Raw genomic sequence first — 11,857 nt, 5'->3', positions numbered from 1 at the left:
CTCAGTTGATCGAGACTTCGACGGGAACTTCCTGGGCTTCCTCGACGCCCCGGCGCACCCGGACGACGTTGCGCTTCGCCTCTTCCTCGACGGGCGAAGTCTGCTGGAGAAGGTCGGACAGGCGCACCGAGTCGAGCGGTTTGTCTTCGCTGTTCTCGAGCGAGCGAAGCGACAGGCTGAGCGTGCCGGCGCGCTCGGCAAGCGCCAGCCGCTGGCCCTGTTCGGGCGTCACCTCGACGGTGACGGTGCGGGCGACAACCGGCCTGTCGGTCTGCTGGTCGGCGGTCTGGTCGACGCCGATCACGCGGATGTTCTGAAGGATGGTGAAGGTGCCAAGCTCCTCGCCCGACCCCTGCGTCAGCAGGATGTCGACGGAATCGCCCGGGGTGACGAACCCGCCGACGGCGGTCGACGCGCTCACCTGAATGGCCATGGCGCGCGTGTTGTCGCCCAGGCGCTGGACGATGGTCACCTTCTCGCCGAAGTTCGACACCTTCGAGGCAAGAATGATCTCGCCCTGGGCAAGACCGCTTTTCGCGCGGCGGGCATCCTCCCGCGAACCGGCGATCAGTGACTCTTTCGAGGTAAAGGCCCCCTGCGGAACGGCCTCTCTCGGCCAGGGGATGGTCGTGACCATGTGGCCTTCGATGGCCGCGCCATAGGGAATCTCGCGGGCGGCGGCATAGACCCGGACGATGCCGGTTTCCTGCTGCGCCTTCTGTGCGGCGACTTCATCGGCGATATAGCCGCGCGCCATGTAGACCGACCCGCCGGCGACGCCGATCCCCACGAGGGCAACGATCAGGGACTTGATGCGCATCTTTTGGGTTCCTTCCGATGTCAGGGCTGGTCCGGGAAGCTGGCGCCCGCCCCCACGAAGGGAGCAGGCGCCGCGTCTTGCTGGTTATTGGGTGCCGAGGCCGGCGGTCCCGACGGTGCCACCGGTGGCTTCCATGACGCCTTCGGCCTGGCCCAGTTCGTTGTTGATCTGGGCACCAAGCTGGGTCAGGGCCACGGCCCCGACGGTGACGGCCAGGATCGCACCCACACCGTATTCGACCAGCGTGAGGCCTTCTTCGTTGCCCAGAAGACGGTTCCAGGTCTTGATGACTGCGTTGCGCATAAAATCGCTCCTTCGTTAAGCAGGTTTCACACACCATCCGATTGCCGGACGGCGACAGGCCCCGACCCCCTACGGCCTCGACCTGTCGTTGATCCTACGAGGCCGGCGACGGCCCCGCCTCATCACCAACGCGCAGATTTTCAACTTGAGGATGTGAAACCGAGCGGATTCGGCGCTCCACGGCCCTCATCGGGCGCAGGACGAATCACGCAAGGTCACGCGGCCAGGGCAGCGATGCCGACCGGGGAAAGGACAGTGGGCCGCGTCCTGTCAGGGTCTGGCCGTCACTCGGCGAACCGGGCGCCCTCTGCATCGGACGAGCGGACCATGACCGAGTCTTCCAGGCAGTCGCCAAGCCGCGTGGCGGCGCCAAGAACCTCGTCGATGTCGCTTGCGGCCTCTGTCGCGCTTGCCGCATGGACAACCTTGAGAACGGGCAGGGCCGCCGCCGCGAATTCGCAGGCCTCCAGCGTCAGGGACTCGTAGTCGGCCTGCAGCGCCTCGTTCGTTACGGCAAGCTCGTCCCGCTCGGCCGTCGCCAGTTCAAGGCGCGTGCTCATGTCGTCCATGATCGCGTCGAACAACCCGACGCGCGCCTCGATCTCGGGCAGGCCCCAGGTGGCGGCGATGGCGATCTTGGGAAAGACGAAGGCAAGGTCGCTGGTGATGTCACGGCAACGGTCCTCGAACGGGGTGGTACCGTCGAGGCCGGAAAAGACCCAGTGCTGCGCGCCCTCGAATTTCAGAAACGAGGTATAGGCCACCTTCACACCCTGAATATCCACGTCCGGCTCGGTCATCGCGAACAGGCCGTCCGCATACTGGACGTGCAACTGCGGATACTGTGGCGTGCTGAGCCGGCCATCGTGGTCCTGCACGATCGCGAAGAAGCCGACCTTCTCGCAGACAAGCACCTTCGCCCCGTCCTCGATCGTCAGCGGCTCATCGGCCGGCTCGGCCACGGCCGGCGCGCCAAGCACGGCGCCGACGACAAGCGTCGCGACCCACCTGGCACCTTCACGGCGACGCCCATAGCCGGGCAACGTAAAGGTCTTCATTGCAGACTGCCCCCACGCCCACTTCATCGCGTTTGCAATGTTTATACCTCGGATTTCCCGAATCCTCCAGATATATTCCGAGGCCCGAATAGTCGTAGGAGAAGTGGACTTCGTTACCATATGCTGTGACGCGTCGACCGCTTCGCGTCAGTCGCGGCACATCCGCTTGATCGCTGCGGCGTGGTCGGGCGCAGCGCCCAAGGCATCGGCGGCAAGTTCCCTGCTCCGCGCCAGCAGCCGGTCCCCCTCGACGATCTCGTCCACCAGACCGAAGGTCAGCGCATCCGACGCGCCGATCCGTGCCCCGGCCATCAGGATCAGTCTGGCCCGGGACGGCCCGACCAATGCGACAAGACGCGCGGGGTCCGAGGGCTGGGGCAGGAAGCCCAGCTTCATCACCGGATAGAAAAACCGCGCCTCGGGCACGGCGATCCGCAGGTCGCAGGCCAGCACCATGCCGAAGGCGCCGCCCGCCACCGTGCCGTTCAGCGCGGCGATCGTCAGGCATGGAAGATCCGCGATGGCGCCCGACAGCTCTTCCCAGACAGGATCGGTCGCCAACCCTGCGCGCGCCGCGTCAAGATCGGCCCCGGCGCTGAAGACGGTGCCGGCCCCGGTCAGGATCACCGCCTTTGCCTGCTCGCGCGCCGCAGGCACGGCCAAGGCAAGGTCGGCCAGCATCTGGCGGGTAAGCGCATTCGCCTTGTCCGGGCGGTTCAACCGAAAGGTCCAGAGCGCGCCATCCTGCGTCACCTCGATCATGGGACAAGCCCCACGCGACGGCGGATCGCCTCGTCCCGCAGCATGACGTCCTGGCCAAGGTAGTCGTCGGCCGCGGTCGAGCACATCCACAGAAGCGCCCGCGCCGGCCATTCGGGCGGGATGTGAACCGACCAGTCAAGCTGGCTGACGGCACTGATGCCGCTTTCCGCGATCTCGCGCTGCATCTCGGTCGCCACGGTGCCCGGCGACAGGCCAAGCACGCGCAGTCCCAATGCACGGCCTTCCTCGTCGCCGCAGCGGGTCAGCATGGCGGTGCCGGCCTTGGCCGCGCAGTAATGGCTCCAGCCTTCGACGGGCGCGCGCGCCGCACCCGACGAGACGTTGATGATGGTCCCGCCGCCTGCCGCGATCATCACCGGCATCGCCGCGCGCATCCCGTGATAGGCGCCCTTCAGATTGATATCGACGGACTGCCCCCAGCCATCGGGGTCCGAGTCGACAAGATGCGCGATCGGTTCGATCACTCCGGCGTTGTTGATCAGCACGTCAAGCGAACCGAACGTCGTCACTGCCGCTTCGACCGCGGCGGCGACTTCCCAGTAGCGGCTGACATCGCAGGGAACGGCAAGCGCGGCCTCGCCGATTTCACCCGCGAGATCGGCAAGCGCCTCGGCGCTGCGGGCCGTCAGAACGACACTGGCGCCGGCATCCGCGAAGACGCGCGCAGCCGCCGCGCCGATGCCGCGGCTTGCCCCCGTGATCAGAACCGTCCGTCCCGTCATGTCCATGGCGTGCCCCTCCGTCTCTCCGTGCCTAGCCCAAGGAATCCGGCTCGGCCAGAGAAAGGCGGCTTGACGCCCCGTGGCGCACGCCCGAAGCTGCGCCAACTCCCCTTGGTTCGAGATCCATCATGTCAAAATCGTTTCTTTTCCCGACCGTTTTCGCCGTTCTTGCGGCCTCGCCCGCCCTTGCAGATCTGACCGCCGCGCAGGTCTGGTCCGGCTGGCAGGCCTTCGCGTCGCAAAACGGCTATCAGCTTTCGGCGACGTCGGAATCGCAGTCGGGCGACACGCTGACGGTCTCGGGCGTCACGATGGCGATGTCCGAGGCCGACGCGACCGTCTCGGGCACGCTGGGCGACTTCACCTTCATCGAACGTGGGGACGGCACCGTCAGCGTCGACCTTCCCGCAGACTGGCCCATGACGTTCTCGGGCACCGATTCAGACGGCGTCGACTTCTCGGCGACCCTGACGCTGTCCCACACCGGGCTTGATCTTGTGGTGTCGGGCCAGCCGGGCCAGACGCTGCACACCTACACAGCGCCCGAGATCTCGCTCACCTCGACGGGATTCGAGACCGGCGGAGAAGCCGTGCCGGTGGACCTTGACGTCACCCTGACGAACCTGGCCGGCGAATACGAAATCGTCGACGGCACGCCGATGAGCATCCGAAGCGACATGTCGGCGGGCGGGGCAGCGGCCGCGTTTTCCGCCGTGGACACCGAAGGCAGCGGGGATCGGGTCAGCTTGCTGGCCTCGATGACCGACATGGTGTCGACATCGGTGGGCACGATGTCGTCGTTCACCGCCATGGCCGGACTTGGCGAGATGATCGCCGAGGGCCTGACATCGGAAGGAACGCTTAGCTACCGCAACGCAAGCTACCAGATCGCCGGCAGCGGCGAGGGCCAGGACTTCGAGCTGAGCGCGGGGGCCGGGTCGGGGCAGCTTGACGTGTCGGTGGGCGAGAACGGTCTGTCCTACGGGGGCACGAACAGCGACGTCACGGTGAATGTGGCCAGTTCGCAGATGCCCCTGCCAGATGCCTCGCTGGCGATGGCGAACTCGTCATGGAAGTTCGACATGCCGATCGCCGTCTCGGCCGAACCGCAGGATTTCGCGCTTCTTCTTCGGATCGACGGGCTGACGGTCAGCGACACGCTCTGGTCGATGTTCGATCCGATGAGCACGCTGCCGCGCGATCCGGCGGCGCTGGTCCTTGACCTTGCCGGCAAGGGCAAGTGGCTGGTGGACATCACCGACCCGGCGCTTGCGGAAACCCCGATGGAAGGTCCCCCGGGCGAACTTCAGGCCCTGACCATCCGGGAACTCCGTCTGGATGTCGCCGGCGCCGAGCTGACCGGAACCGGCGATCTGACCTTCGACAACAGCGCCATGCCGCCGGTGCCTGCCGGCGCGATCGACCTTCAGCTTGTCGGCGGCAACGGTCTGATGGACAAGCTTGTGGCGATGGGCCTTCTGCCGCAGGAGCAGGCGATGGGCATGCGGATGATGCTTGGTCTCTTCGCCCGCCCCGGCGCGGGAGAGGACACGCTGGTGTCGACGATCGAGCTGACGCCGGATGGCGGCATCGTCGCGAACGGCCAACCCCTGCGCTGAGCGGCGGCCCCCGACATGACCCGGTGCCTTGCGAAGGGCGCCGGGCAAGACTAGGTCCGGGGGGACCAGATGCAAAGGCCCCCTTCCATGCCGGCAGACCTTGACCTCCTGACCGTCCAGCTTCTCGACGCCGCCCGAAAGGCAGGGGCCGACACGGCCGACGCGATCGCAATCGACGGCACATCGCTGTCGATCGACGTCCTGAAGGGGCGGCTTGAGAACGTCGAACGCAGCGAAGGGGTCGAAGTCGGCCTGCGCGTGCTGATCGGCAAGCGGCAGGCTTGCGTGGCCTCGTCCGACGTCGGCGATGCGGCGATCGCGCGGATGGCCGAGCAGGCCGTCGCCATGGCGCGCGAGGCGCCCGAAGACAGCTCGGCCGGGTTGGCCGATCCGTCGCAGCTGGCCCGGAATTGGGACCTCGCCAGGCTTGACCTCGACGATCCGGCGCCCGAACCCAGCCCCGCCGACCTGCAGGAGGACGCCCGCCGCGCGGAAGCGGCGGCGCTGGCCGTTCCCGGCGTCAGCCAGACGCAAAGCGCAGGCGCGAGCTATGGCCGCCGGCGCGTTCATCTGGCCGCCACCAACGGTTTCTCGGGCGGATATGCGCGGTCCCAAAGGTCGACCTCGTGCGTGGCGATCACCGGGTCCGGCACGGCGATGGAACGTGACTATTTCGGCGAAACACGCACCTATCAGACCGACCTTCCCGACCCCGAAACGATCGGTCGGATCGCCGGGGAACGCACCGCGGCCCGGGCCGGGGCGCGCAAGCCGCCATCGGGCCGCTTCCCGGTGGTTTTCGACGAACGCATCGCCGCGTCGCTTGTCGGCCACCTTCTGGCCGCCGCGAACGGCAGCGCCATCGTGCGCGGATCGTCCTGGCTGCGCGACGCGATGGGCGAACAGATCCTTCCCGCGGGCCTTGACGTGGTCGAGGACCCGCTGCGCCCGCGGATCGGCGGCTCGCGGCCCTTCGATGGCGAAGGGCTGCCCGTGGCCCGGCGCGCCGTTGTCGCGGACGGTCGGCTGACAAGCTGGACGCTCGATCTTGCAACGGCGCGACGCCTGGGCCTTGAAAGCACCGGCAACGCTAGTCGGGGCACCTCTGCCCCGCCGTCGCCGTCGGTCACCAACATCGCGCTGACGCAGGGTGCGCAGACGCGCGACGACCTTCTTGCCGACATGGGCACGGGGCTTCTGGTGACCTCGCTGATCGGCTCGTCGATCAACCCGACCACCGGGGATTACTCGCGCGGGGCCTCGGGCTTCTGGGTCGTGAACGGCCAGATCGCCTATCCGGTGAACGAATGCACGATCGCCGGAAACCTGCGCGAGATGCTGCGCAGCATTCGCCCGGCGAACGACGCGCGATCGCATCTGTCGCATGTCGTGCCGTCGATCCTTGTCGAGGGGCTGACGCTTGCCGGAGAGTGACCTTGCCCTTCTGACCGACGCCGCGCGACAGGCGGGCGAGATCGCCAGCGGCTTCTGGTCGGGCACCAATCGCGTCTGGGACAAATCGACCGACGATCCGGTGTCCGAAGCCGACCTGGCGGTCGACACCTACCTGCGCGAGCGGCTGCTTGCCGCACGCCCCGACTATGGCTGGCTTTCCGAAGAGACCGAGGATGATCCCGCCCGGCTGAAAGCCAGTCGGGTCTTCGTCGTGGACCCCATCGACGGCACCCGGGCCTTCATCTCGGGCGAGAAGACATGGTCGCATTCGCTGGCGATCGTCGAAAACGGCCTGCCCGTGACCGCCGTCGTGCACCTGCCGCTGCGCGGACGCCTTTTTTCAGCCGAAAAGGGGAAGGGCGCCACGCTGAACGGCGAGGCGATCGCCCATTCGGGCTGGACCGGAGGACCCGAGATTCGGCTTCTGGCGAACGCCGCCTCGATGGACGCCCGCCACTGGCCGGTCGGCCAGCCGCCCGTCCGCCGGTCGTTCCGGCCCTCGCTGGCCTACCGCCTGTGCCTTGTGGCGCAGGGCCGGTACGACGCGATGGTAACCTTCCGCGACAGCTGGGAATGGGACATCGCGGCCGGCGCGCTGATCGCCGCCGAAGCGGGTGCCCGGGTGACGAACCGCGCGGGTGCGGCGCTGGCCTTCAACAACGACAGGCCGGCCAATCACGGGGTCGTCGCGGCCACGCCCGGCGCCTACGACGTTCTCATGGCGCACCGGGCGGGTGCTTGACCGCCCGCGCCAAAGCCGTAGGGTCTGCGCACATCCAAGGATCGGAGGGTCTTTTGTCCCAGCGTCTGCACCTCGTTTTTGGGGGCGAGCTAGTCAGCCCGTCCACGACCGTCTTCAAGGACGTCAACGGCATCCATGTCGTCGGCATCTTCCCCGACTATGCCAGCGCCTATGCCGCCTGGAAGGCCGAGGCGCAGCGCACGGTCGACGACGCCCACACCCGCTATTTCATCGCGCATCTTCATCGGCTGAGGGACGAAGAGACGCCTGCCTCGGCAACCGAGGAACTGGGGGATTGATCAGGGCATGGGCGCGAACCCGGCCCTGACGCTGCTGCGGAAGGTCTCGGCGCTGGCCGGCACCCTCCGGTGGCGCGGCCCGGTCGGGGACGACGCCCGGGCGCAAGCGCTCGACGCCGAGGTCGCCCTCCCGCAGGTTCCCGACAGGCCGGCCGGACGCCTGATCTGGTGCCACGGCGCCACGACCGACGACGTGGCTCCGATCGAGTCACTGGTTCCGCGTCTTTCGCAGGCGATGGGCGAAGGCTTCGGTTTGCTGGCAACGACGCCGGGCCCCCTGGCCGACATGCGCCTGGGGCCGGGGGTCCTTCACCAGCCTGCTCCGGGGGACTCGGCCCTGGCGACGTCCAGATTCCTCGATCACTGGCGGCCTGACGTCGGCATCATCTGCGGCGGCGCGCTTCACACCGCGCTGATCCAGGCGGCCAAGGCGCGCGGGGTTCCCCTTTTCTGGGTCAACGCCCCATGGGAGCGGTCCTCCCATCGCTGGCGCCGATGGGCCAGTGACACCGGGATGGCGGACTTCGTGCGGATCTTCCCGGCAACGCGCCGCGACGCCGACGAGCTTCGTCTGACCGGTGTCGATCCCGAACGAATCGAGATCCGCGGCCTTCTGCGCGAAGCCCCAGTCCCCCTGCCCTGCAACGAAGCCGAACGCGACGCGCTTGCCCGCCGTCTGGCCAGCCGGCCCGTCTGGCTTGCCGCGGGGCTTGGCGATACGACCTTCGTGGCGGTGGAAGCCGCGCATCGCCACGCCTCGCGCCTATCGCACCGGCTGCTGCTGGTGGCGGTGCCCGACGAGGCCGGCGGTGGACGGGCTTTGGCGGACCGGTTCGAAGCCGAAGGCTGGGAGGTCGGCCTGCGCTCGGCCGGCGATCGTCCCAATGCCGAAACCCAGGTCTTCGTGGCCGATACGGAAGGTGAGATGGGCCTTTGGTACCGCCTCGCCCCGGTCAGCTTCCTGGCCGCGACGCTTGACCCCGAGGGCACAGGGCCAAGTCCCTACGACCCGGCCGCGCTGGGTTCGGCGATCGTGCACGGGCCGCACCCCGGCATCCACAAGGCGCGGTTCGAGCGCCTGTCGCTGGCCGGCGCATCACGGCAGATCGCATCGGAGGCCGACCTTGGGCCGGTGATCGCCGAGCTTCTTGCGCCCGACAAGACGGCGGCCCTGGCCGAGGCGGCGTGGCGGGTGACTTCGGATGGCGCTGTCGTCGCCGACCGCGTCATCGAAGCGATCGCGTCCGTGCTCGAGGGCGAAGGGATCGCGGCGTGAGGCCACCCGCCTTCTGGTCACGCCCGCCGGACCGGCCGGGCTGGCAGGCGCGCGCGCTTGCCCCTCTGGGCATGCTTTACGCCGCGGCGACGGCGCGGCGCGTGGCCCAGCCGGCCACCCACCGGGCGGCTGTCCCTGTGATCTGCATCGGCAACATCAACACGGGTGGCGCGGGCAAGACCCCGACGACGATCGCCCTTGCCCAGCACCTCGTCGCGGCCGGGCATCGGCCGCATGTCGTCTCGCGCGGGTATGGCGGAAGCCTTGCCGGTCCTGTCGCGGTCGATCCGGCACGCCACACCGCCGAGGCGGTCGGCGACGAACCCCTCCTTCTGGCCGCCTTCGCACCGACCTGGGTCGCGCGCGACCGGGCCGCCGGCGTGCGCGCCGCCGAGGGCGCGGGGGCGGATTGCATCCTGATGGACGACGGTTTCCAGAACCCGGCCGTGGCGAAGGATTTCTCGCTTGTCGTGGTCGACGCCGCCGTGGGTTTCGGCAACGGGCGGGTCCTTCCGGCAGGGCCGCTGCGCGAACCTCTGGGCGCGGGGCTTGCGCGGGCCGATCATCTGCTGCGGATCGGCGATTCCGAGGCGCAGCGCGGGTTCGATGCGCTGTGGGGCCCTTCGGTTCGGGTTCCGTCCTCGCTGGGCGAGCTTGTCCCGCTGGAAACCGGGATGGATTGGAACGGCATGCGCGTCTTTGCCTTCGCCGGCATCGGGCGGCCCGCCAAGTTCTTTGCCACCCTGCGCGGCCTTGGCGCCGAGGTTGCGGGGGCGCGGGCGCTTGATGATCACCAGGGCCTGTCCGCACCGCTTCTGGCGCGGCTCGAGCGCGAGGCGGCGGATCTTGGGGCACAACTGGTGACGACGGAAAAGGATGCCGTGCGCCTGCCGCCGGACTGGCGCGGCAAGATCCTGTCGGTTCCGGTGCGGCTGAAGCTGAGCCGCGACAACGGGCTTACCGCTGCCCTGATGGCCCTTTTCCCCTGAGTTCGTGACGAATCCCGTCGCCATGTTCATTCAGGCGGGGGGACGGGCGGTCGGCCGGAACCTCGGCCCCGGACATCAGGATCGGGGCCCGGACGGCCGGGATGCCATCGACCGTCGACACCATGCCGCGCGCCGCGATCTGCGGGTCGGCAAAGACCTCGGCCATGTCGTTGATCGGCCCCGCGGGCACGCCGGCCTCCTCGCAGGCGGACAGCAGCCTTGCCTTCTCCCATCCGGTGGTCAGGGCCGACAGCCGTGGCTCGAGCGTCGCGCGATTTCGGACCCGGGCGGGGTTCGTGGCGAATTCCGGGTCATCGGCCAGCGGGGCGGCGCCCAGAAGCGCCGCGAAGCGCCGGAACTGGCCGTCGTTGCCGACCGCGATGATGATCCAGCCGTCGCGGCAGGGGAACGCCTGATAGGGCATCAGGTTGGGGTGCGCGTTTCCCATCCTGCCCGGCGGGGTGCCGGTGGCCAGATAGTTCATCGCCTGGTTCGCCGTGATCGCGGTCGCCACGTCGAAGAGGCTCATATCGACCTGCTGACCCAGACCTGTGAGGTCACGCTGGCGCAATGCGGCCAGAATCGCGGTGCTTGCATAGACCCCGGTGAAGATATCGGTCACGGCGACGCCCACCTTCTGCGGCGGGCCGTCGGGTTCGCCGGTGATCGACATCAGACCGGACATGCCCTGGATGATGAAATCATAGCCTGCGCGGTGCGCGTAGGGGCCGGTCTGCCCGAAGCCGGTGATCGAACAATAGACAAGGCGCGGAAACCGGGCGTGCAGCGTCGGGAAATCAAGACCGTACTTGCGCAGCCCGCCGACCTTGAAGTTCTCGATCACCACATCGGCCTGTTCGATCAGGCCCAGCGCCACCTCGCGGTCCCCGGCGTCGCGCAGATCAAGCGCGATGGACCGCTTGCCGCGGTTGCAGGCATGGAAGTAGGCGGCCGTGCGCTCGCCCGCCCGTTCGACGAAGGGCGGGCCCCACTGACGGGTATCGTCGCCTTCGGGGCTTTCGATCTTGATGACGTCGGCGCCCAGATCGCAAAGAAGCTGGCCGGCCCAGGGGCCGGCCAGAATGCGCGCAAGCTCGACGACCTTCAGCCCCTCGAGCGGCCTCATCAGCCAGCAAGTTCCTCGTCGAGGATCGCGGCGAAGTCGGCGTAGCTCATGTTCGAGTGCTTCTTGCCGTTGATCAGGAAGCTTGGCGTGGAATCGACGCCGTCGCGCTCGGCGTTTTCCTGGTAGACGGCGACCATCGCCTCGGCCATGCCGCGGTCCTGCAGGCAGGCGTCGACCTGTTCGTCTGTCAGACCGGCGGTGCGGCCGATCTTGCGAAGGTTGTCGGCGATGGTCGCGGGATCGCCGTCGGCCAGCCAGTCGCGCTGCTGCTCGTAAAGCAGGTCCGAAATGCCGAAGTACCGCTCGGGTCCGCCGCACCGCGCGACCATGGCCGCCCAAAGGCCGAAGCGGTCGAAATAGACTTCGCGGTAGATGAAGTGCACCTTGCCCGTATCGATATAGTTGGCCTTCAGGTCCCCGAAGGCGCCGTCATGGAAAGCCTTGCAGTGCGGGCAGGTGAACGACGCGTATTCGATGACCGTCACCGGCGCGTTCGGATCGCCAAGCGTCATCTCGACGACGCGCGAGGTGTCGGGCGCGGCTTCCTGGGCGGCGGCGCTGCCGAACGTCACTCCGGGTTCTACGCCGCCGCGGCCGAGAACCGCATAGCCGCCGCCCAGAAGCGCCGCGCTGCCGGCAAGAAGTGCAAACCGTCTGTTCATCTC

13 protein-coding genes are annotated in these 11,857 nt (G+C 68.1%); 6 read left to right on the top strand and 7 right to left on the bottom strand.

Going from position 1 to position 11,857, the window contains the following annotated elements; all coding sequences use genetic code 11:
* Position 1: 1 nt before the first annotated feature.
* From cpaB to ACRDNQ_RS08770, 5 genes are all read right to left on the bottom strand, one after another.
* Positions 2 to 820, bottom strand: a complete 819-nt coding sequence (cpaB, locus tag ACRDNQ_RS08790) for a Flp pilus assembly protein CpaB (protein ID WP_431828277.1) — start codon at positions 818 to 820, stop codon at positions 2 to 4.
* An 84-nt stretch (positions 821 to 904) separates the two neighbouring features.
* A complete protein-coding gene (locus tag ACRDNQ_RS08785; RefSeq protein WP_431828276.1) occupies positions 905 to 1,123 on the bottom strand; it encodes a Flp family type IVb pilin in 219 nt (72 codons plus the stop codon).
* Between the two features lie 284 nt (positions 1,124 to 1,407).
* On the bottom strand, positions 1,408 to 2,181 hold the full coding sequence (locus tag ACRDNQ_RS08780; protein ID WP_431828275.1) for a hypothetical protein: 774 nt from the start codon (positions 2,179 to 2,181) through the stop codon (positions 1,408 to 1,410).
* A gap of 147 nt (positions 2,182 to 2,328) precedes the next feature.
* The gene (locus ACRDNQ_RS08775; RefSeq protein WP_431828274.1) at positions 2,329 to 2,943 is read right to left on the bottom strand and encodes an enoyl-CoA hydratase/isomerase family protein; all 615 of its coding nucleotides are present in this window, start codon (positions 2,941 to 2,943) and stop codon (positions 2,329 to 2,331) included.
* Positions 2,940 to 3,692, bottom strand: a complete 753-nt coding sequence (locus tag ACRDNQ_RS08770) for an SDR family oxidoreductase (RefSeq protein ID WP_431828273.1) — start codon at positions 3,690 to 3,692, stop codon at positions 2,940 to 2,942. Before ACRDNQ_RS08770 ends, ACRDNQ_RS08775 begins: the two co-directional genes overlap by 4 nt.
* 122 nt (positions 3,693 to 3,814) lie before the next feature.
* On the opposite strand from ACRDNQ_RS08770, the gene ACRDNQ_RS08765 reads away from it, so the two are divergent.
* The 6 genes from ACRDNQ_RS08765 (at position 3,815) to lpxK (ending at position 10,066) form a co-directional block, all read left to right on the top strand.
* Positions 3,815 to 5,305, top strand: a complete 1,491-nt coding sequence (locus ACRDNQ_RS08765) for a DUF2125 domain-containing protein (RefSeq protein WP_431828272.1) — start codon at positions 3,815 to 3,817, stop codon at positions 5,303 to 5,305.
* An 87-nt stretch (positions 5,306 to 5,392) separates the two neighbouring features.
* Positions 5,393 to 6,739 (top strand): TldD/PmbA family protein, encoded by a 1,347-nt coding sequence (locus ACRDNQ_RS08760; RefSeq protein WP_431828271.1) that lies wholly within the window; start codon positions 5,393 to 5,395, stop codon positions 6,737 to 6,739.
* Entirely contained in the window at positions 6,726 to 7,502 is a 777-nt protein-coding gene (locus tag ACRDNQ_RS08755) for a 3'(2'),5'-bisphosphate nucleotidase CysQ (RefSeq protein WP_431828270.1), read from the top strand. Before ACRDNQ_RS08760 ends, ACRDNQ_RS08755 begins: the two co-directional genes overlap by 14 nt.
* Positions 7,503 to 7,555: 53 nt before the next feature.
* Complete coding sequence (locus ACRDNQ_RS08750; protein ID WP_431828269.1) at positions 7,556 to 7,801, top strand: DUF4170 domain-containing protein; 246 nt, start codon at positions 7,556 to 7,558, stop codon at positions 7,799 to 7,801.
* Between the two features lie 7 nt (positions 7,802 to 7,808).
* A complete protein-coding gene (locus tag ACRDNQ_RS08745; RefSeq protein ID WP_431828268.1) occupies positions 7,809 to 9,077 on the top strand; it encodes a 3-deoxy-D-manno-octulosonic acid transferase in 1,269 nt (422 codons plus the stop codon).
* Positions 9,074 to 10,066: a tetraacyldisaccharide 4'-kinase gene (gene lpxK / locus ACRDNQ_RS08740; protein WP_431828267.1), complete on the top strand. Its 993-nt coding sequence runs from the start codon at positions 9,074 to 9,076 to the stop codon at positions 10,064 to 10,066. Before ACRDNQ_RS08745 ends, lpxK begins: the two co-directional genes overlap by 4 nt.
* Here lpxK and ACRDNQ_RS08735 read toward each other — a convergent pair.
* Positions 10,035 to 11,195 carry a CaiB/BaiF CoA transferase family protein gene (locus ACRDNQ_RS08735; RefSeq protein ID WP_431829097.1) on the bottom strand — a complete coding sequence of 387 codons (1,161 nt, stop codon included), beginning with the start codon at positions 11,193 to 11,195 and terminating at the stop codon, positions 10,035 to 10,037. The two genes, lpxK and ACRDNQ_RS08735, sit on opposite strands and share 32 nt — an antisense overlap.
* Positions 11,192 to 11,854, bottom strand: coding sequence for a DsbA family protein (locus tag ACRDNQ_RS08730; protein ID WP_431828266.1), 663 nt, complete (start codon positions 11,852 to 11,854; stop codon positions 11,192 to 11,194). Before ACRDNQ_RS08730 ends, ACRDNQ_RS08735 begins: the two co-directional genes overlap by 4 nt.
* Positions 11,855 to 11,857: the final 3 nt, after the last annotated feature.

The sequence above is a fragment of the Saliniferula longa genome, assembly GCF_050789285.1.
Classification (GTDB): Bacteria; Pseudomonadota; Alphaproteobacteria; order Rhodobacterales; family Rhodobacteraceae; genus CAVPWP01.
Note: the sequence above shows the minus strand (reverse complement) of the source record. Positions and strands in the feature narration are given on the sequence as shown.

Excerpts from the sequence above, each read along its gene's own strand:
- cpaB (WP_431828277.1), bottom strand. The coding sequence starts at position 820 with ATGCGCATCAAGTCCCTGATCGTTGCCCTCGTGGGGATCGGCGTCGCC.
- ACRDNQ_RS08785 (WP_431828276.1), bottom strand. The coding sequence starts at position 1,123 with ATGCGCAACGCAGTCATCAAGACCTGGAACCGTCTTCTGGGCAACGAA.
- ACRDNQ_RS08780 (WP_431828275.1), bottom strand. The coding sequence starts at position 2,181 with ATGAAGACCTTTACGTTGCCCGGCTATGGGCGTCGCCGTGAAGGTGCC.
- ACRDNQ_RS08775 (WP_431828274.1), bottom strand. The coding sequence starts at position 2,943 with ATGATCGAGGTGACGCAGGATGGCGCGCTCTGGACCTTTCGGTTGAAC.
- ACRDNQ_RS08770 (WP_431828273.1), bottom strand. The coding sequence starts at position 3,692 with ATGGACATGACGGGACGGACGGTTCTGATCACGGGGGCAAGCCGCGGC.
- ACRDNQ_RS08765 (WP_431828272.1), top strand. The coding sequence starts at position 3,815 with ATGTCAAAATCGTTTCTTTTCCCGACCGTTTTCGCCGTTCTTGCGGCC.
- ACRDNQ_RS08760 (WP_431828271.1), top strand. The coding sequence starts at position 5,393 with ATGCCGGCAGACCTTGACCTCCTGACCGTCCAGCTTCTCGACGCCGCC.
- ACRDNQ_RS08745 (WP_431828268.1), top strand. The coding sequence starts at position 7,809 with ATGGGCGCGAACCCGGCCCTGACGCTGCTGCGGAAGGTCTCGGCGCTG.
- ACRDNQ_RS08730 (WP_431828266.1), bottom strand. The coding sequence starts at position 11,854 with ATGAACAGACGGTTTGCACTTCTTGCCGGCAGCGCGGCGCTTCTGGGC.